The organism is uncultured Tateyamaria sp. (assembly GCF_947496075.1).
Taxonomy (GTDB): domain Bacteria; phylum Pseudomonadota; class Alphaproteobacteria; order Rhodobacterales; family Rhodobacteraceae; genus Tateyamaria.
Genome location: NZ_CANMBJ010000009.1, coordinates 50499 through 70010 on the forward strand (window position 1 = coordinate 50499; position 19512 = coordinate 70010).

Genomic DNA, 19512 nt, shown 5'->3' on the forward strand with positions numbered 1-19512 from the left:
CCCATTGGCACATGATTTAGCCTATCGGTGGAAAAGAAATTGTCAACTAAACTAGACACTCGTATTGTTTTGGAGAGATGACACGCCTTGATCCCATCGAATCGAAGACCCGTGCGGGCAACCGCGCCATCGTCATTGGTGCGGGTCTGGGTGGGTTGGCAGCGGCCATGCGCCTTGGGGCCAAGGGCTATGCCGTCACTGTCGTTGACAAGCTGGATGTGCCGGGGGGCCGTGGATCGGCGATTTGGCAAGACGGGCATCGCTTTGATCTGGGCCCCACCATTGTGACCGTGCCGCAGCTTTATCGCGAGTTGTGGGCTGCGTGTGGTCGGCGGTTTGATGATGATGTGGAGCTGCGGTCTTTGGACCCATTCTATGAGATCCGCTGGCCGGATGGCACCAAGTTCGTGGCCCAGCATGACACCGATGCCATGCGGGAAGAGGTGGCGAAGATCGAGCCGCGCGACGTGGCGGGCTTTGATGCATTCCTGCGCGACAGTGCCAAGCGGTACTGGTTTGGCTTCGAGGATCTGGGCCGGCGGTCAATGCACCAGCTGTGGGAGTTGGTGAAGGTGTTGCCCACCTTCGGGATGCTGCGGGCTGATCGCTCTGTCTATGCCCATGCGGCGCGCCGGTTCCGCAATGAAAAGCTGCGCATGGCGTTTTCCTTTCACCCGCTTTTTATCGGGGGTGACCCGACCCATGTGACCAGCATGTATATTCTGGTGAGCTATCTCGAGAAGGAATTTGGCGTGCATTACGCCATGGGTGGGTTGGCCGGGATGGCCCGGAAGATGGCCGATGTGATCGAGGATCAGGGCGGTACGCTGCTGATGGACACTGTGGTTGACGAGATTGTCGTCGATGACGGGCGTGTGCGGGGCGTGCGGTTGGAGTCGGGGCTGGAATTGGGCGCCGATGTGGTTGTGTCCAATGCCGATGCCGGGCACACCTATGATCGGTTGATGCGGCAGGTGCCGAAGAAGCGGTGGACGCCCGCCAAGCTGAAGCGCACGCGCTATTCGATGAGCCTGTTTGTCTGGTATTTCGGGACGAAGGGCACGCGGGGGCAGTGGGGCGATGTGGGGCATCACACCATCCTGAACGGGCCGCGCTATACTGGCTTGCTGAAGGACATTTTCATCAAGGGCAAGCTGGCGGATGACATGAGCCTTTATGTGCATCGTCCGTCCGTTACCGATCCATCTGTTGCACCCGAAGAGGATGATACGTTTTACGTTCTCAGCCCTGTGCCGCATCTGGGTCATGGCGGTGTGGATTGGGCGACGGAGGCGGAGGCGTATAAGGCCAAGGTGTTGGCCGTGTTGGAAGATCATCTTTTGCCTGGGTTAGGGTCGAAAATCAGCACCGAACAGGTGTTCACGCCCGAGACCTTCCGTGATCGGTATCTGTCGCCGCACGGGTCCGGTTTTTCCATTGAGCCGCGGATTCTGCAGTCGGCCTGGTTTCGACCTCACAATGTGAGTGAAGAGGCTGAGGGGTTGTATCTGGTGGGGGCGGGGACCCATCCCGGTGCGGGCGTGCCGGGGGTGATTTCAACGGCGGAGGTTCTGGCGCAATTGGTGCCGGATGCGGTGACATGATTGATCCGCGTGATCTTGAGGCCTGTACCGAGGCGATCCGCCATGGGTCGTTGTCGTTTCATGCCGCATCGAAGCTGTTGCCCAAGCGGGTGCGCGACCCGGCGTTGGCGCTTTATGCGTTCTGCCGGTTGGCGGATGACGAGGTGGACCTGAAGGCCGAGAAGGTGGAGGCCGTGCTGCGCCTGCGGGATCGGCTGGATCTGGTTTATGCCGGAAGACCGAAAAACGCGGCGCCGGACCGGGCCTTTGCCGCTGTTGTGGAGCAGTTCGAGATGCCGCGTGCCTTGCCTGACGCCCTCTTGGAGGGTTTGGCATGGGATGCGGATGCGCGGACCTACGCGTCGCTGTCCGGCGTGAAAGACTATTCGGCGCGGGTGGCGTCTGCGGTGGGCGCGATGATGTGCGTGCTGATGGGTGCGCGCGATGCGGATGCGCTGGCGCGGGCCTGTGATCTGGGCGTGGCAATGCAGCTGACGAATATTGCCCGCGACGTGGGCGAAGACGCGCTGGAGCGCCGTTTGTACCTGCCGACAGAGTGGCTGGAGGAGGCGGGAATGACGCCCGAGGGCTTCTTTGCCGACCCGCGCCCGACCAAGGCGGTGCGGGCGATGGTCAAGCGGTTGGTGATGGAGGCGAACAGGCTCTATTACAGGTCAGAAGCGGGGATTGCCGCGCTGCCGCGCGGGTGCCGTCCGGGGATTTATGCGGCGCGGTTCATCTATGCGGGCATCGGCGGGCGGCTGACGGGCATGGGGTATGACAGCATCTCGGCCCGGGCACGAACCAGCAAGGCGCAGAAGCTGGGGTGGCTGGCGCAATCGGTGGCGCTGAGCGGGACGAGCATGGTCATGCCGCAATCGGCTGTCCTTTACGCCAAGCCGCTGCCCGAAGTGCAGTTTCTGGTTGATGCCGCAGCCACCGGGGCACGGCCCAGCCGCAGTGACAGTCTGTTCGAAGCGCTGGCCGCGCTGGAAGCCAAGCGACAGGCGGATCGGGCAAGCTTGATCGGGACCCGCGCACGGGTTACGTGACCCTCATGTTCTGGCTTTTATTCTGCATCTTCTTCGCCGCCTGCCTTGGCGCGGGCGTAACCGGTGGGTTGTTCCCGCCGGGCCCATGGTATCGGTCGCTGTCGAAGCCCAGCTGGACACCGCCCGACTGGGTGTTTCCGGTGACGTGGATGGTGCTTTATGTCTGCATGGCCGTAGCAGGTGCGCGCGCGGCAATGGCTGAGGGCAACGGGATCGCCATGGCGTTCTGGGCGATGCAGATCGCGTTCAACGGACTATGGACGCCGGTGTTTTTTGGGTTGCGCAATATCCGGTTGGGCATGGCGATTATCGGGGTGCTGTGGGTGACGGTGCTGAGTGCGATGCTGGCCCTGTGGCAGGTCGATACGCTCGCGGGGTTGCTGTTTGTGCCGTATCTGGTTTGGGTGACGATTGCCGCATCACTGAATTGGGGTGTATGGCGGTTGAACCCGGAAGAGGCGGCGAAGGGATCTGTGCAGGCGGGGTGAAGGGGCTTTCGCCCGACCAACCGCTCGTATTTTCGACGCGCTGACGGGACCGGAACAAGCCGAAGGCGCCGGTCCAACACAAGCCCACGGGCTTGTGTTGGACCGGCTTTGGGTTGGGTGTGCGGACAATCCGGACATTTGGTTTGTTTGATCAAATGTCCGGATGACTTTGTTAGCAGCCGTTTGTTGAGGTGCATAACGGAGCCGACTTCCTATACCAACAGTGCTCTATCATCTGGCGAAACGTCCGCGATTTGGACAATCGAGGTATTCTTGTTTCACGCCATTCCTTCTCAAGCCTCGATTGGACGGTACAGTCCTGCTTTGATGTCAGCGATCAAAGACGGCTCGGATGGGATCCACCCCAAGACCTTGCGGGTCCATGCGCTGGACGCCGGGGTGTCGGAAGCGGCCATGAAGTGGAACCAATTAAAGTAGGTCTGCGCCTCTTCGCCGGATTTGGGCGATACCAACAAACCAAGGCTTTGGCCGAGCGCCTCGGCGATGTCCTTGAACGGCACGGCTTCTTCGGACACGGCATGGTAGTGGACGCCGCCCTCGTTACGCTCCAAAGCCAGGCGATATAGTCGCGCGGCGTCCTGCTGGTGCACGGCACACCAGCGGTTTTGCCCTTCATCGACATAGGCGGCCTCGCCATTCTGCAGCGCGATGTCGGCCAGCATGCGCACAAAGCCGTGGTCCCCGGCACCGTGAACAGAAGGTGCCAGTCGCACGGCGGCAATCTTGACGCCTTTCCGCGCCATTTCTGCGCCTGCATGTTCTGTCGCCACGCGAGGGTGTGCCATCTCACCTGAGGGGGCGAGGTCTGTCTCGGTCGAGAACGCCCCAGGTGACAAGATTGCGGTGCCGGATGTCGCAAGAAAAAGCCGGTCCGATCCAGCCAGTTCCGCGCCTATCGCACGCACCACCTCGGCATCATGGGCGCAGTTTTCGGCGAAATTTGAGAAGTCGTGATTGAAGCCAAGGTGAATTACCGCGTCGGCCTTGGCGGCCCCAACGCGCAGACTGGCCAAGTCTTCGAGGGATCCCAGGTGTGGTTCAGCGCCAGCCTTTTTAAGGGCTTCAACAGAGGCTTCGGACCGTGCAAGCCCAATGACCGAATGGGTGTTGTCCAGCAACTCGCGAACGACGGCACGGCCGACATAACCTGTTGCTCCGGTTACGAATACACGCATAGCTATCTCCTTTGTTGCACTTGGGTCGGTCGTCCAACCCAAATCTCATGAGACTAAATATATGAGCGTTTCTGATACGTTGAATGTGTGGTAGTCACTAGAATCTTCGCCATCGTCCCAATTTGTAGCTTTGCGACAATCGGTTTGGTATTCTCAATCAAAGCTGAACAACTGAGCAAACCAAATGGACCCCCTGTCTGACATTCTTTCGATCCTGAAGCCGCAGAGCCACCTCGCAGGCCTGATCGACCTAGGCCACCCGTCCGCAGTCGCCTTTCCGGATCAGGCCGGTGCGCTGAAATGCAATACGATGCTAGCGGGGCAGTGTTGGGTGGCGGTTGAGGGAAGCGACACGCCGGTTCTGGTTGAGCAAGGCGACTTCTTTGTTCTTCCAAGTGGTCGACCGTTTTCGATTTCTACGGACCCTTCATGTGTGCCCGAACCGCTAGAGCGTCTCTTTTCGATGCCTCTGTCCGAGCAACCTGCTGTCGTGAATGGTGGGGGTCATGCAGCGATCGCAAGCTGTCGTTTTACAGTGTCACAGGTCCAACCGGCGCATTTCGTCTCAATGCTGCCCCCGATCATCGTGATCCCCGCCGAACAGGCTGCCGCAGCGCAATTGCAATACCTGGTCGAACGCATTCTGGACGAAATCGCCGCGGCGCGTCCTGGAGGGTTGTTGATAGCGCAGCATCTGTCCCATGTCCTTTTGGTGCAGACGCTGCGGCACCAACACGTTGCAAAGGATGGTGGCTTAGGCTGGCTGGCCGCTCTGGTGGATGCACAGCTCTCTCTGGCATTGGCCGCGATCCACGCAGACATCGGACGTAGGTGGACGCTCACGGCTCTAGCGGAACACGCTGGTATGTCCCGGTCCGTATTTGCACGGCGCTTCCATGACGTAGTGGGTGAGACTCCAATGGACTACCTGACAAACTTGCGCATGGCGAAAGCGAGCGATCAGCTCAAGACTTCACGCGATACGATTGCGGAGGTTGCCGAGCGCGTCGGGTATCAATCTGAAAATGCTTTCAATACTGCGTTCAAACGGGTCGTGGGCAGCCCACCCAGACAGTTCGCAAACCAGTTTCAATCGCCGCTGGCAGTATAAGTAACAAGGCTTTGTCCTGAAACGGGTGTCCGCTCATTGGCGGATTGCGAGCATTCGTGAAAGCTGCAGCATTTGCAGAATCTGGGCTCTTACCTGCCGTTCATACAACTCCCCTGAACCGACTGGCGGACGTTGAAGATGGATCAGGAGAAGGTCCATTTGCTGCGTCTGGGGACCCGGACTGCAAGCATCGGTTTGATCAGGGGCGAGCGGAAGCGCGTGAGGTCGAGGGCTTCGTGCACTCCTGTGGTGCGTTCGCCGTTCAGTGTCGTCTCCACGGCCGAGCGGGAGTAGAACGGCGCGTCGAGCATGTTTTGCACTTGGCGGGCTTTGGCGCCCGCGTCTCCGCGGGTTTCGCGTTTGACCGCCCAGAGCGAGCGGCGGATGGGGGCTTTGGGCGGGAGCGGGATGCTGGTGGCTTCGCCCGTTTCGTCGAAGTGGAAGCCTGCGGCGAGTTCCGAGCCATCGAGCCTCGTGGCGTCGTAGAAGCAGGTGGCGCCGTCCCCGGTCGGGTAGCGGCCCCAGGTCCAGTACGAGAAGTCTTCTTCCAGAGCGCGGGTGCCGAAATTGGCATCGAAGTAGCCTTCGCCCGACCATTGCCAGCCGGGGCGGTCGATGTCGACTTCGATGCGGCTGCGTGGGGCGAAGGGGCGCCAGATATGGGCGTTGTCATTTGTGAGGGGGAGTTCGACATTGGTGAGCGCCGAGGGGATGACCCGGATTTGGCCCTTGATCCGCGAGATCAGCGGGGGAGATGAGATTTCGTCGATGTCGATGATCAGTTTGTTGTCTTCCCAGCGCATCATGGAGGGGCCAACCTCGAACCTTGAGGCCGTTTGCCGGAGCGCGGAAGTGCCCCGGTCTGTCATCGTGAACCGGCCGCCTTTGCCATAGGTGGCCACGTTGATGCAGACGTGGTTTTGCGGGTTCTTGCGCCCGGACCAGCGGTACCAGGGCGAGAACACCGAACCGATGAAGCCGATGACCGAGACGGCGCGGGTGCCGCAATCGCTTAAGCCGTCGACATACCACCACGCATAGCCGTTTGGCCCGACCTCGACGTTGAAGTTTGGTCGCTCAAGATCGCCTCGACCGCGTGCCGGGCGGAGAGGGTGGCCATGGGCACACCCGCCCCCGGGTGCGTCCCCCCGCCTGCGAGATAGAGGTTCGGGATCTGCGTCCGGGCCGTGGGGCGTTGCAGTGCGGCTGTCAGCCCGTGCGGCGTCTGGCCGTAGAGCGCGCCGAGACTTGCCGGGAACATCTGCCCGAACGCTTGGGGCGTCGTTATCGTTGTCGTATCCGGTGTCGGGCTGAAAGTCATCCCGTGCTGCGCCATCTGGTGCGTGATCTGATGAAGCCATGGGGAGAGGTCCTCCGAGGTGTCTTCGCCCGTCGCGGGCGCGTTTGTGATGATCTCGAACCGTTCAAGCTGGGGTGGAGCGCGGTCCTGGCCGCGGTCGAGGGCGCAGATGTAGAAGCTGGGATTTGCGGGCACGCGCCCGGCCATGAGGTCGCGGAATTCGCTGGTCGCGTCCGCCGCGAAGAAGACGTTGTGGTGTGCGAGGTCTGGTCCGTGCGGTTTGGCGGCGAAGCTGAGCACGCGGGCGGAGAAGCTGCGTTTGGCCTTGGCCGTTTGCGGGGCGATATGCGCTGTGTCGGGTCCGAGTGTGCCGGTGGCCAGCGCCCTTGGGTCGCCCGCATGTACCAGCATGTCACAGGGCAGGCGGGTTCTGTCTAGCAGATGGACGGCAATTGCCCGTCCGTTCCGGACTTCGATCCGATCGACATGCGCGTTTGTCACGGTGTCGACGCCGTTGGTGTCCAGCACATGCAAGAGCGCCTGTGTCAACTTATGCATCCCACCCTTGACCACCCAGACCCCGTTGGCCTCGGCCTGCCAGATCAGCGATAGGATGGCGGGGGCGTGGGTGGGGCTGCCGCCGACATAAGTGGCGTAGCGGCCAAAGAGTTGCCGCAGCCTTGGGTCGCGGAAGCTGCGTTTGAGCAGGGTTTTGAGTGTCGACAGTGGGGCCATGGCCGGGATGAGATGGGGCTGGCGCAGCACGTGTTTGGTGAGGGCGCCGAGCTTGGGCTCGGGGGCCTGCATCATGGGCGCGTCGAAGGCCGTGAAGAGCTGGCGCGTGCGTTTGGTGAACTTGAGGAAGTCCGCCACCGCATCGTTGCCGCCAAAGCTGCGGAGCGCGCCGATGTTGCGCTCTTCGTCCGCGTAGAGACCGAGTGTGCTGCCGTCGGGCCAGAAGTGGCGGGCCAGTTCGTTCTGTTTGATCAGCGTCACATGGTCATCGAGCTGGGTGCCCAGTTGCGCAAAGAGGTCGTCGAAGACGTGCCGCATCGTCAGCACAGTGGGGCCTGCGTCGATGGGGCCTGCCTTGGAAGGGACCGCGCGGATTTTGCCACCGACGGTCGCGTGCCGTTCCAGCAGTGTCACCGCAAAGCCCGCCGCCCGCAGCTGGGCCGCGCAGGCAAGGCCAGCGATGCCCGCGCCGATGATCACGGCGCGTTGCGGGGCGGGGGCTATGACATGGGTCATCGGGTGGAATGTTGACTCGTGACAGGCAATGTGTCCAGTATGATTTACACTTTAGTGTACGCTTAAAGTGACATTTATACCGAAAGGGAGCGACGCGCATGGGCCTAAGCACGCGGATCGAGACGGCGATTGCCGAGGCTGTGGGTGTAGGGCAGGGGGCTGGACGGGCGACCCCGCCGAAGCTTGCGAGCGCTTTGCATTATGCGACGGCCCCCGGTGGGGCCCGCATCCGCCCTACTATCCTCATGTCTGTTGCGATGGCCTGTGGTGATGATCGCCCGACCGTGTCGAATGCTGCCGCGTCGGCGCTGGAGATGATCCATTGCGCGTCCCTCGTCCATGATGATCTGCCGTGTTTTGACGATGCGGATATGCGCCGCGGCAAGGCGTCGGTGCATCGTGCCTATTCCGAGCCGCTGGCGGTGCTGGCCGGTGACAGCCTGATCGTGCTGGCCTTTGAAACCCTTGCCAGGCAGTCGGGGCATGCGCCCGAGCGGGTGGCGCAGTTGATCATGAACCTTGCACAGCGGACCGGCATGCCCGGCGGTATCTGTGCGGGGCAGGGATGGGAGAGCGAGGATCAGGTGGATCTGAAGGCCTACCATCAGGCCAAGACTGGGGCGCTGTTCATTGCGGCCACGCAGATGGGTGCCATTGCGGCAGGGCAGGATGCGGAGCAGTGGTTCGAGCTGGGCGACCGGATTGGCGAGGCGTTCCAGGTGGCTGATGACTTGCGCGATGCGCTGTATGACGAGGCGACACTGGGCAAGCCTGCGGGTCAGGACGACCTGCACGGGCGGCCGAATGCGGTGGCCTCATTTGGCGTGCAGGGGGCGATCAGCCGCCTCAAGGATATTCTGGGTGGGGCGATCGCCTCGATCCCGAGTTGCCCGGGCGAGGCGCAGCTGGCCGAGATGGTGCGGATGTATGCGGAGCGGCTGACGCCTGTTGTGTCTCCATCCCGCGTGCCGGGCGAATGACAAGCGACGCGCATGACCTGCCCGGTTGGCCCAAGTATAGGGTCAGTAGCTGGGTGAACCGGCTGGTCGCACGGCCGGGGTTTCAAAGCTGGGCCAGCAAGTTTCCACTCACACGATCGCGGGCGCGGGCCGATGGGGCCGCGCTGTTCGATGTGGTGCAGGGGTTTGTGCAAAGCCAGGTGCTGATGGCGCTGGTCGAATTGGACCTGTTCCGGCGGTTGCGGGCAGGGCCGCAGACAGCCGAGACATTGGGGCGCGCCTGTGATGTGCCTGAGGATGGGATGCGGGTCCTATTGCAGGCGGGGGCCGCGCTGGGGCTGCTCAAACGCAAGAGGGATCGTTTTGCGCTGGCGCGCAAGGGGGCTGCGCTGATGGGCGTGCCGGGGCTGGAGGCGATGATCCGGCACCACAAGGCATTCTATGATGATCTGCGTGATCCGGTGGCGTTGCTGCGCAAGCCGGATGAGACGAAGCTGAGCCAGTTCTGGCCTTATGTTTTTGGCGGCGATGTGGATGCGGGCGATGCAGCGGTCTATTCCGACCTGATGGCGCAATCGCAGCGCTTGGTGGCTGAGGACACGTTGCGGACCGTATCGCTGAAAGGTGTGCAGCACCTTCTGGATATCGGCGGCGGCACGGGGGCGTTTCTGGAAGCGGCGGGTCAGGTCAACCGGACGATGCAGATGACGCTGTTCGATCTGCCATCCGTGGTGCCCGATGCGCAGGCGCGGTTTGACGCGGCGGGGATGGCAGACCGGGTGACCATCGCGCCGGGGTCGTTCCGCGAGGATGCTTTGCCCGAAGGCGCGGATGCGATTTCACTGATCCGTGTTCTTTACGATCATTCCGATGACACAGTGCGCGCTTTGTTGGCATCGGTGCATGATGCCTTGCCCCCCGGCGGGCAGTTGATCGTGTCCGAGCCGATGGGCGGCGGTGCCCGACCCGAGCGGGCAGGGGACGTGTATTTCGCATTTTACACGATGGCGATGCAGACGGGACGCGCCCGATCTGCGGAGGAGATCAGTGCGCTTTTGGTCGAGGCGGGCTTTGATCAAGTGCGCTGTCCGACGCCCGCGCGCACCTATGTCACGCGCGTTGTGACAGCGGTGCGTCCGATCTGATTTACAGGAAAGTGTCCAATCTAATTGACACAATGATATGTCCAACTAGAATGACACATAACGACAAAGCGTCGCCCTGAGTCTCTTTCAAAGGAAACCGGGCAATTGCGACGCCCGAACATGGAGATGACCTTGGACACTTCTGCCGTCCTACTGAAAGGTCCCAAAGACCTTGATGTCGACACGCTGGCGCTGACGGCGCCGGGGGCAGGTGATCTGGTTGTCGAAGTCACGCATTCCGGGATTTCCACGGGCACGGAAAAGCTGTTCTGGTCGGGCGACATGCCGCCCTTTCCGGGCATGGGCTATCCGCTGGTGCCGGGCTACGAGGCTGCTGGTGAAGTGGTAGAGGCCGGTGTGCTGACCGGGTTCAAACCCGGTGACCGTGTGTTCGTGCCGGGGTCGAATTGCTTCGAAGGTGCCTTTGGCCTGTTTGGTGGGGCGGCGAAAACGCTGGTCACCGACAGTGAGCGTGTGACTCGTATTGATCCCAAGTTGGGGGCGGAGGGCGCATTGCTGGCCTTGGCCGCCACCGCTCGTCACGCAATGGCTGGCATGAACAAGGCCGTGCCGGACCTGATCGTGGGCCATGGTGTGCTTGGCCGGTTGCTGGCCCGGTTGACCATCGCCTCGGGCGCGCCTGCGCCGATGGTGTGGGAGATTGACCCTGCCCGCCGCGCCGGTGCGCAGGGGTACGAGGTTCTGCATCCCGATGATGATCAACGCCGCGACTATCGGTCGATCTATGACGCGTCGGGGCAGGGTGACCTGTTGAACGATCTGGTCGGTCGCATCGCCAAGGGTGGTGAGATCGTGCTGGCCGGTTTCTATTCCGCGCCTTTGAGTTTCGCCTTTCCACCCGCCTTCATGAAAGAGGCCCGGTTCCGCGTGGCGGCCGAGTGGACCCGCGAGGATCTGGCCGCGACCCGTGCGCTGGTGGAATGCGGCGCGCTGCGACTGGATGGGCTGATCACACATACACGGCCCGCTGCCGATGCGCGGGCGGCTTATGAACAGGCCTTCACTGACGGGGCCTGCCTGAAGATGATTTTGGATTGGGAGCACTGAAGCATGAAAGACGAGGTTCCTAATCTTAAGGATTTCGATCAGCGCCTGCGTGATGAGGCCAATGAAGACCTGGCCGACGTGTTGCCTGCCGAGGCCACGAAGGACACCCAGATCATCGCGATCTATGGCAAGGGGGGGATTGGCAAGTCCTTCACCCTCGCCAACCTGAGCCACATGATGGCGGAGCAGGGCAAGCGTGTGCTGCTGATCGGCTGCGATCCGAAGTCTGACACCACCAGCCTGTTGTTTGGTGGCAAGGCGTGCCCGACCATCATCGAAACCTCGACCCGCAAGAAACTGGCGGGCGAAGAGGTGAAGATCGGTGACGTGTGTTTCAAGCGTGGCGGTGTGTTTGCCATGGAGCTGGGCGGGCCCGAAGTGGGCCGCGGCTGCGGTGGGCGGGGCATCATCCATGGTTTTGAGCTGCTGGAGAAGCTGGGCTTTCACGATTGGGATTTTGACTACGTCCTGCTCGATTTTCTGGGTGACGTGGTGTGTGGCGGCTTTGGTCTGCCCATTGCGCGGGACATGGCGCAGAAAGTGATCCTAGTCGCGTCGAACGATCTGCAGTCGCTGTATGTGGCCAACAACGTGTGTTCGGCGGTGGAGTATTTCCGCAAGCTGGGCGGCAATGTGGGCGTGGCCGGGCTGGTCATCAATAAGGATGACGGGTCGGGCGAGGCGCAAGCCTTTGCCGAAGCCGTGGACATTCCGGTGCTGGCGTCCATTCCGCAGGATGATGACCTGCGCAAGAAATCCGCGAATTACCAGATTGTCGGCACGGACACGTCCCAATGGGGTGCCCTGTTTGCTGCTCTGGGAGAGAACGTGGCCGTCGCACCGCCGGTGCGTCCTGCGCCCTTGTCGCAGGATGGGCTGCTTGATCTTTTTGACGGGTCCGAGACGGGGGCGGGCATTGAATTGATCCCGGCCACGGACATGGACATGCGCGGCAAGAATGCAGCGCCGAAAGAGTCCCTTGAAGTGGTGTATGACGACGCATGAGTCCCAAGGTCACATATGACGCCGCCGATACGGTGGAGGTGACCAAGGGCCACCCGCGCGAGGCAGAGATGCCTGCGGTGGAGGCCCCTGTTGACGGTCTGGGCTGTCATTCAGGGTCCGAGATGGAAAAGGCCGCGCGGATGGCGGGCAACTCCGAGATGTTGGACAAGTTCGCCGCTGACTATCCGCAAGGGCCCCATGACAAACCGCAAAGCATGTGCCCGGCATTCGGGTCGTTGCGTGTGGGTCTGCGGATGCGCCGCGTGGCGACTGTGCTGAGCGGCTCGGCCTGCTGTGTCTATGGACTGACTTTTGTATCCCATTTCTATGGCGCGCGTCGGTCTGTTGGCTATGTGCCTTTCAATTCTGAGACTTTGGTGACCGGAAAGCTGTTCGAGGACATTCGCGAGTCTGTTCATGATCTGGCGGACCCAGACAAATATGACGCCATTGTCGTGACGAACCTGTGTGTTCCGACGGCCTCTGGCGTGCCGCTGCGGCTGTTGCCGGATGAGATCAATGGGGTTCGGATCGTCGGAATCGACGTGCCCGGGTTTGGTATTCCCACCCATGCCGAAGCCAAGGATGTTCTGGCTGGGGCGATGTTGAAATACGCCCGCGCCGAAGTGGAGGCCGGGCCAGTCGCTGCGCCCGTGGGTGGAAAATCTGATCGCCCGACCGTGGCGCTGCTGGGAGAGATGTTCCCGGCCGATCCCATGATGATCGGGCAAATGCTGGCACCCTTGGGTCTGGCTGCAGGGCCGGTGGTGCCGTGCCGGGAGTGGCGCGAGCTTTACGCAGCTCTGGATGCGTCCGTCGTGGCGGCGGTGCATCCGTTCTATACCGCTGCCGTGCGTGAGTTCGAGGCTGCCGGTCGGCCTATTGTTGGCTCGGCCCCCGTGGGGCGTGATGGCACGGCTGCCTGGCTGAAGGCCATTGGCGAGGCGCATGGCTGTTCGGCTGAGCAGATTGCCGAGGCGCAGAATGCTGTTTTGCCTGCGATTTCCGGCGGGTTGGCCGCGACGCCGATCAAGGGGACAATCACCCTATCAGGCTATGAAGGGTCCGAATTGCTGGTGGCCCGGTTGCTGATCGAGAGCGGGGCGGAGGTGCCTTATGTGGGCACCGCTTGTCCGCGGACACCGTGGAACGCGGACGATCAGGCGTGGCTTGAGGCCAAGGGTGTGAAGGTGAAGTTCCGTGCATCGCTGGAAGATGATTGTGCCGCCATGGAAGCGGTGCAGCCGGATCTGGCCATCGGGACGACGCCGGTTGTGCAAAAGTCCAAGGAGCTGGGTATTCCCGGGCTCTACTTCACCAACCTGATTTCGGCGCGGCCCCTGATGGGTGTGGCCGGGGCTGGATCGCTGGCTGAAGTCATCAATGCCGCCATCGCCAACAAGGGGCGCATGGATCACATGAAGGCCTTCTTTGAAGGCGTGGGCGAGGGCGATACGGCTGGTGTCTGGGAAGGTGCGCCGAATACGCGGCCTGATTTCCGGGCGCAGAATTTGAAGAAGCTGGAACGTCAGAAGAAAGCGGCCAAGGCCGCGGAGATGATTTAGTGCGCGGATATGGAACATATACGCGCAACGGCGCGAGGCAGCGTTTGGCGCAAGCCGAACGCGTTCGCGCACGGTTGTATGAAAGCGGATCGGTTGCAACGTTCCGCCCGGCGGGCACCGCCGGGCAGCGCCCGTCCGCCCCCCTGGGCGGGCGCTATGCGCCCACCCGCGGACGCGCGATGCCCTCTGCGCAAAGCGGAGGTGCCCCATGCTGATCATGGATCACGATCGGGCAGGCGGGTACTGGGGCGCGGTTTACGCGTTCTGCGCGGTGAAGGGCTTGCAGGTGGTCATTGATGGCCCTGTCGGCTGCGAGAACCTGCCGGTGACGTCCGTTCTGCACTACACCGACGCGCTGCCGCCCCATGAGTTGCCCATCGTGACCACGGGTCTGGGTGAGGAAGAACTGGGCCGCGACGGCACCGAAGGCGCGATGAAGCGGGCCTGGGGCACGCTGGACCCTGCACTGCCTGCCGTCGTTGTGACCGGTTCCATTGCCGAGATGATCGGCGGGGGTGTCACCCCCCAAGGCACGAATATTCAGAGATTCCTGCCGCGCACCATTGATGAGGATCAGTGGGAAGCGGCGGATCGGGCGATGACCTGGATCTTTACCGAATTCGGTATGACCAAGGGTCGGATGCCGCCCGAGAAGAAACGCGAGGAAGGTGCGCGTCCTCGCGTTAATATCCTCGGTCCGATGTATGGCACGTTCAACATGCCATCCGATCTGGCCGAGATCCGCAGGCTGGTCGAAGGGATCGGCTGCGAGGTCAACATGGTGATGCCTCTGGGCGCCCATGTGGCCGACATGCGAAATCTGGTGAATGCGGATGTGAACATCTGCATGTACCGCGAGTTCGGGCGCGGGTTGAGCGAGCTTCTTGCCAAGCCGTATCTACAAGCCCCGATAGGGGTCGAGAGTACCACCAAGTTCCTGCGCGCACTGGGGAACCTGGTGGGCCTCGACCCCGAACCTTTTATCGAGCGCGAAAAGCATTCGACGCTCAAACCTGTGTGGGACCTGTGGCGGTCGGTCACGCAGGATTTCTTTGCCACTGCATCCTTTGCCGTCGTGGCGAACGAGACCTATGCAAGAGGGCTGCGCCTGTTCCTCGAGGAGGACATGGGCCTGCCCTGTGCCTTTGCCACCGCTCGCGTGGCCGGCAAGAAGACCAACAACGAGGAAGTGCGCGCCTGGATGGGCCAGAAGCGCCCCCTTGTCGTCTTCGGGTCCATCAATGAAAAGATGTATCTGGCGGAGCTGAAGGGTGGACATGGTCCAAGCCCCGCATTCATTCCGGCCAGTTTCCCCGGTGCCGCGATCCGGCGCGCCACGGGGACACCCTTTATGGGATATGCCGGGGCCACCTATATCATTCAGGAGGTCTGCAATGGCCTCTTTGACGCTCTTTTCCATATCCTGCCACTGGGGACAGATATGGATGCGGCGGAAGCGACCCCAACCACGCTTCGCCGCGATTTCCCCTGGGACGAAGATGCCCAGGCCATGCTGGACCGGATCGTGGCCCAGCACCCCATCCTGACCCGGATTTCCGCGGCAAAGACCCTGCGCGATGCGGCTGAGCAAGCAGCCCTCGCGCAAGGTGCGGACCGGGTTGTGATTGAAACTGTGCGCGCTCTCGATCCCGCTTTGGCGGGGTCGTCCGACATGAAAGATCCGGCCTTGGCCGGGTCGTCAGACAACGTTTCCGAGGGAGGAACAGCATGACTGACATGACATCGAACATGGCGACCGAGGCACCCGCCAGAAAGCGCAACAGCGAGAAGACCGAGTTCATGGTCTATTTCGCGATCATCTTTGTGGCGACACTGCCGCTGGCCTGCCTGACCTGGGCGCTGGCCGCGATCAAGTCGCGCAGCTTTACCGACAAGGGCCCGATGGCCCGGGCCTGGACCCAGGCGCGGATCATCACGCCGATGATCTTCAACGCGTGAGACCAGCCCCGACATATTTTCTAACGGGCCCGCTTTCGCGCGAGCTTATGAGTTCTCTCGGCCTGTGTGCGCCTGCCGAGACACGAGACTGGACGCCTGCCTGCAGGTGGACAGAGCCCGGAGGGGGTGACCCCAAAGGACCCGGCCGCGGGGTGCGCGGCGTCAGCATTGATTTCCGGAGGAATGACTATGGCTGAAAACCTGTCTTTTACAGGTCTTACAGACGAGCAGGCGCAAGAATTGCACGCTGTCTACATGAGCGGGCTCTGGCTTTTCACAGCCGTGGCCGTTGTCGCTCACTTGGCAACGTACATCTGGCGTCCCTGGTTCGCGAACGGTTGGTAAGGACAAGACATGGCAAAGTTCTACAAGATCTGGCTCATTTTTGATCCTCGCCGCGTGTTCGTTGCGCAAGGCGTCTTTCTGTTCCTGTTGGCAGCGATGATTCACCTCGTCCTGCTGAGCACGGAGCACTTCAACTGGTTCGAGCTGGCTGCCCAAGGCGCCCAGTAAGAACTGGTCCGAAGGGATCATCAAGATCGCTGCGGGCGGGGCAACAGTGCGCCCCCGCCTGCCCGCAGCAAACCCATTCTGACACTACCAAGACGGCTGACGACCCGACCCGGGCCGCGCCGCCAAACGCGGAGATAGAGAGATGGCCTTGCTGTCCTTCGAACGAAAGTATCGCGTCCGCGGAGGGACGCTGATCGGCGGCGATCTGTTCGACTTCTGGGTCGGTCCATTCTACGTGGGCTTTTTCGGGGTCACGACCGCCTTTTTCGCCCTTCTGGGCACTATCCTGATTTTCTGGGGCGCATCCCAACAGGGTACCTTCAATCCATGGCTGATCAACATCGCGCCGCCGGACCTGAGTTACGGTCTGGGCATGGCGCCCCTGCTGGAAGGCGGGTTGTGGCAGATCATCACGATCTGTGCCACCGGCGCGTTCATCAGCTGGGCCCTGCGCGAGGTTGAGATTTGCCGCAAGCTGGGGATGGGATATCACGTCCCCATCGGTTTCAGCTTTGCCATTCTGGCCTACATGACGCTGGTCATCTTCCGCCCCTTCCTGATGGGTGCGTGGGGGCATGGGTTTCCGTATGGGATCTTCAGCCACCTCGATTGGGTGAGCAACACGGGCTACGCGTATCTGCACTTCCATTACAACCCGGCGCATATGCTGGCCGTGACGCTGTTCTTTACCACCACGCTGGCGCTGGCGCTGCACGGGGCGCTGATCCTGTCCGCTGCCAACCCCGAAGAGGGCGAACTGGCCAAGACACCGGATCACGAGGACACGTTCTTTCGTGACTTCATCGGCTATTCGATCGGCACCTTGGGCATTCACCGGCTTGGCTGGCTTCTGGCCATCAACGCGGTGTTCTTCAGTGCGGTCTGCATCATTATCTCTGGCCCGGTCTGGACGTCCGGCTGGCCCGAGTGGTGGAACTGGTGGCTGAACCTGCCGATCTGGGGCGCTGATCCGCTGCCCGTCTATCAATCCGGCTTTGGAGGGTAAGGGCATGTTCAACACTGAATATCAAAACATCTTCACCCAGGTCCAAGTTCAGGGGAACCCGGAATGGGGCATGGACGACAGCGGCGAGATGATGGCTGAGCGGGGCGGAAAGCCCTGGTTCTCGACCCTCGCTGGCTGGATCGGCAATGCGCAGATCGGACCCATTTACCTCGGCTGGACCGGCATGGTGTCGCTGGCGACGGGCCTGATCTGGTTCGTAATGGTCGGCATCAACATGCTGAGCCAGGTTGGATTCAGCATCCCCGAGTTCATCCGGCAGCTGTTCTGGCTGGCGCTTGAGCCGCCCTCGCCCGAATACGGGTTGTCCATGCCGCCACTGGACGAGGGAGGCTGGTACATCATCGCCTCGTTCTTCCTGCTGGTGTCGGTGATGACGTGGCTGTTGCGGTCCTACCTGCTGGCGGCTGAGCACAAGATGGGCAAGCACGTGTTCTGGGCCTTTGCGGCTGCGGTGTGGTTGTTTCTTGTCTTGGGTCTGTTCCGTCCGGTCCTGATGGGATCGTGGAGCGAGGCGGTGCCTTATGGCATCTTCCCGCACCTTGATTGGACGACCGCATTCTCGATCCGCTACGGCAACCTTTACTACAACCCGTTCCACTGTCTTTCGATCGTGTTCCTTTATGGCTCTGTCCTGCTGTTCTGCATGCATGGTGGTACTATTCTGGCCGTGACCCGCTATGGCGGCGACCGCGAGTTGGAGCAGATCTATGACCGTGGTACGGCGACCGAGCGGGCGGCCCTGTTCTGGCGCTGGACCATGGGGTTCAACGCCACGATGGAGGGCATTCACCGCTGGGCCTGGTGGTTCGCGGTGCTGACCCCGATCACGGGCGGCATTGGCATCCTGCTGACCGGCACGGTGGTCGACAACTGGTTCATCTGGGCGCAGGAGCACAACTTTGCCCCCGCCTATGACGGTGCATATGGCTACGAGGACTACGGGTCGTACGAAGCCTTCATCGGGAAGGAGGACTGATCATGCTGCCCAAGTGGTTCAATGAATGGAACAAGGCCAATCCAACCAATGTGTTCGGGCCGGCCATCGCCATCGGCATTGTCGGGAGCGCTGTCTTTGTCGCCGCCCTCTTGGTGACATGGGGCAACCCGGTCCAGACCGAGAGCATGCAGACGGGTCCACGCGGCACGGGCATGTCGGTGCCGGAATACAATGTGGCCCGCAAGGCCGAGGATCCGACGGTGGCGGGCTACAGCTCGGCCCCGCCGGTTGTCCCGGGTGCTGGTGCTGCTCGCGCTGGTGATGTCATCGACAATGCCGAACCGTTGCTGGCCGATCTGACACCTGAAAACTACGAACGCATCGTGAATGCGATGCGGACATGGACGGGCATCAGCGTGCTGTTTGATGGCGAGGAAAACTACCAGACTGTGGTGGCGCGGCGCATGATCCAGATGACCCAGAACCTGAACGAGAACTGGGCGGGCCATGTCAATGTGAACGGGGATGCAGGTGTGAACTGCTATACCTGTCACCGGGGCGAGGCTGTTCCAAGCGATGTCTGGTTCAATGTCACGCCAGTCAACGAGAATGTCGGTGGTTGGGCTGCGGATCAGAACCGCGCCACGTCGATGAGTTCGTCGACCTCGCTGCCCTCAACGGCATTGGAGGTCTATCTGACCGACTATGACAGCCAGGTGAATGTGCATGATCTGGAAAGCCGGGTGGCCGGTGTGCCGGGTCTGGATGACGATGTTCACACGATCCAGAAGACCGAGATGACGTTCAGCCTGATGAACTATTTCTCGAACTCGTTGGGTGTGAACTGTGTCTTCTGCCACAACAGCCGAGCGTTCTATGACGGGGCGCAGGTGACGCCGCAGTGGTCGACCGCCCAGCAGGGCCGCCAGATGGTCATCGAGCTGAACCAGGAATACCTGATCCCGCTCAAGGACACATACCCAGCCGAGCGCCTTGGCCCGATCTATGCCGATGCGCCCAAGGTGGGCTGCCGCACCTGCCACAAGGGGTATCAGAAACCCCTACAAGGCATGAACATGGTGGCAGATTGGCCTGAACTCGCGTCGACCGAGGCGCCTGTTTACGAGTGACGGTCCTAGGCGGGCGACACGCCCGCCTTACCGCGCGCCCCTCGTAAGGCGGAGATGTTCTCCGCCCCGGTGGCGCAAAGAGATGTGGCGGGGGTGGCACGCACCTTCCCCGCGACGCCAGGCGCGGGTCTCTGGCTTCCTTGACCCACGCACGGGATCACATGATCCCGGTTCCCTTCCTGTTGGCTACAGGAACCTGGCGTCGTGCTTGAACCCTCAGGCA

The 19512-nt window shown here is 61.6% G+C and carries 20 protein-coding genes; 17 read left to right on the forward strand and 3 right to left on the reverse strand.

The window, feature by feature from the left end; genetic code table 11:
* Positions 1 to 77 precede the first annotated feature (77 nt).
* From Q1A51_RS23910 to Q1A51_RS23920, 3 genes are read left to right on the forward strand one after another with little or no spacing between them, the layout of a single operon-like run.
* Positions 78 to 1604, forward strand: coding sequence for a phytoene desaturase (locus Q1A51_RS23910; RefSeq protein ID WP_299606212.1), 1527 nt, complete (start codon positions 78 to 80; stop codon positions 1602 to 1604).
* The gene (gene crtB / locus Q1A51_RS23915; protein WP_299606214.1) at positions 1601 to 2635 is read left to right on the forward strand and encodes a 15-cis-phytoene synthase; all 1035 of its coding nucleotides are present in this window, start codon (positions 1601 to 1603) and stop codon (positions 2633 to 2635) included. Before Q1A51_RS23910 ends, crtB begins: the two co-directional genes overlap by 4 nt.
* Positions 2636 to 2640: 5 nt before the next feature.
* The gene (locus Q1A51_RS23920; protein ID WP_299606217.1) at positions 2641 to 3123 is read left to right on the forward strand and encodes a TspO/MBR family protein; all 483 of its coding nucleotides are present in this window, start codon (positions 2641 to 2643) and stop codon (positions 3121 to 3123) included.
* 293 nt (positions 3124 to 3416) lie between these two features.
* On the opposite strand, the gene Q1A51_RS23925 is transcribed toward Q1A51_RS23920, so the two are convergent.
* A complete protein-coding gene (locus Q1A51_RS23925) occupies positions 3417 to 4319 on the reverse strand; it encodes an SDR family oxidoreductase (RefSeq protein ID WP_299606220.1) in 903 nt (300 codons plus the stop codon).
* A 184-nt stretch (positions 4320 to 4503) separates the two neighbouring features.
* Here Q1A51_RS23925 and Q1A51_RS23930 point away from each other — a divergent pair, with 184 nt between their 5' ends.
* On the forward strand, positions 4504 to 5430 hold the full coding sequence (locus Q1A51_RS23930) for an AraC family transcriptional regulator (RefSeq protein ID WP_299606223.1): 927 nt from the start codon (positions 4504 to 4506) through the stop codon (positions 5428 to 5430).
* Positions 5431 to 5573: 143 nt separating this feature from the next.
* On the opposite strand, the gene crtC is transcribed toward Q1A51_RS23930, so the two are convergent.
* A complete protein-coding gene (gene crtC / locus Q1A51_RS23935; protein ID WP_299606226.1) occupies positions 5574 to 6395 on the reverse strand; it encodes a carotenoid 1,2-hydratase in 822 nt (273 codons plus the stop codon).
* On the opposite strand from crtC, the gene Q1A51_RS23940 reads away from it, so the two are divergent.
* Complete coding sequence (locus Q1A51_RS23940; RefSeq protein WP_299606402.1) at positions 6337 to 6471, forward strand: hypothetical protein; 135 nt, start codon at positions 6337 to 6339, stop codon at positions 6469 to 6471. The two genes, crtC and Q1A51_RS23940, sit on opposite strands and share 59 nt — an antisense overlap.
* Here the strand turns inward: Q1A51_RS23940 and crtD are convergent.
* Positions 6443 to 7981, reverse strand: a complete 1539-nt coding sequence (gene crtD, locus Q1A51_RS23945; protein WP_299606229.1) for a 1-hydroxycarotenoid 3,4-desaturase CrtD — start codon at positions 7979 to 7981, stop codon at positions 6443 to 6445. The genes Q1A51_RS23940 and crtD overlap by 29 nt on opposite strands.
* 98 nt (positions 7982 to 8079) lie before the next feature.
* Here crtD and Q1A51_RS23950 point away from each other — a divergent pair, with 98 nt between their 5' ends.
* The 12 genes from Q1A51_RS23950 to pufC all read left to right on the forward strand — a co-directional run bounded on the left by Q1A51_RS23950 (position 8080) and on the right by pufC (position 19289).
* A complete protein-coding gene (locus tag Q1A51_RS23950) occupies positions 8080 to 8961 on the forward strand; it encodes a polyprenyl synthetase family protein (protein WP_299606231.1) in 882 nt (293 codons plus the stop codon).
* Positions 8958 to 10085 (forward strand): methyltransferase, encoded by a 1128-nt coding sequence (locus Q1A51_RS23955; RefSeq protein ID WP_299606233.1) that lies wholly within the window; start codon positions 8958 to 8960, stop codon positions 10083 to 10085. Before Q1A51_RS23950 ends, Q1A51_RS23955 begins: the two co-directional genes overlap by 4 nt.
* A 132-nt stretch (positions 10086 to 10217) precedes the next feature.
* Positions 10218 to 11153, forward strand: a complete 936-nt coding sequence (gene bchC, locus Q1A51_RS23960; protein ID WP_299606396.1) for a chlorophyll synthesis pathway protein BchC — start codon at positions 10218 to 10220, stop codon at positions 11151 to 11153.
* A gap of 3 nt (positions 11154 to 11156) precedes the next feature.
* Positions 11157 to 12158, forward strand: coding sequence for a chlorophyllide a reductase iron protein subunit X (locus Q1A51_RS23965; protein WP_299606235.1), 1002 nt, complete (start codon positions 11157 to 11159; stop codon positions 12156 to 12158).
* Complete coding sequence (gene bchY, locus Q1A51_RS23970) at positions 12155 to 13723, forward strand: chlorophyllide a reductase subunit Y (protein WP_299606238.1); 1569 nt, start codon at positions 12155 to 12157, stop codon at positions 13721 to 13723. The genes Q1A51_RS23965 and bchY overlap by 4 nt, the downstream gene beginning before the upstream one ends.
* Before the next feature lie 208 nt (positions 13724 to 13931).
* Entirely contained in the window at positions 13932 to 15455 is a 1524-nt protein-coding gene (bchZ, locus tag Q1A51_RS23975) for a chlorophyllide a reductase subunit Z (protein ID WP_299606240.1), read from the forward strand.
* Complete coding sequence (gene pufQ / locus Q1A51_RS23980) at positions 15452 to 15682, forward strand: cytochrome PufQ (RefSeq protein WP_189371634.1); 231 nt, start codon at positions 15452 to 15454, stop codon at positions 15680 to 15682. Before bchZ ends, pufQ begins: the two co-directional genes overlap by 4 nt.
* 189 nt (positions 15683 to 15871) lie before the next feature.
* A complete protein-coding gene (pufB, locus tag Q1A51_RS23985; RefSeq protein ID WP_039688894.1) occupies positions 15872 to 16027 on the forward strand; it encodes a light-harvesting antenna LH1, beta subunit in 156 nt (51 codons plus the stop codon).
* Positions 16028 to 16036: 9 nt separating this feature from the next.
* Entirely contained in the window at positions 16037 to 16195 is a 159-nt protein-coding gene (pufA, locus tag Q1A51_RS23990; protein ID WP_189371632.1) for a light-harvesting antenna LH1, alpha subunit, read from the forward strand.
* Between the two features lie 142 nt (positions 16196 to 16337).
* Positions 16338 to 17201: a photosynthetic reaction center subunit L gene (gene pufL / locus Q1A51_RS23995; protein WP_299555622.1), complete on the forward strand. Its 864-nt coding sequence runs from the start codon at positions 16338 to 16340 to the stop codon at positions 17199 to 17201.
* Positions 17202 to 17205: 4 nt separating this feature from the next.
* Positions 17206 to 18198, forward strand: a complete 993-nt coding sequence (pufM, locus tag Q1A51_RS24000; RefSeq protein ID WP_299606250.1) for a photosynthetic reaction center subunit M — start codon at positions 17206 to 17208, stop codon at positions 18196 to 18198.
* A 2-nt stretch (positions 18199 to 18200) separates the two neighbouring features.
* Positions 18201 to 19289, forward strand: coding sequence for a photosynthetic reaction center cytochrome PufC (gene pufC, locus Q1A51_RS24005; protein WP_299606252.1), 1089 nt, complete (start codon positions 18201 to 18203; stop codon positions 19287 to 19289).
* Positions 19290 to 19512 lie beyond the last annotated feature (223 nt).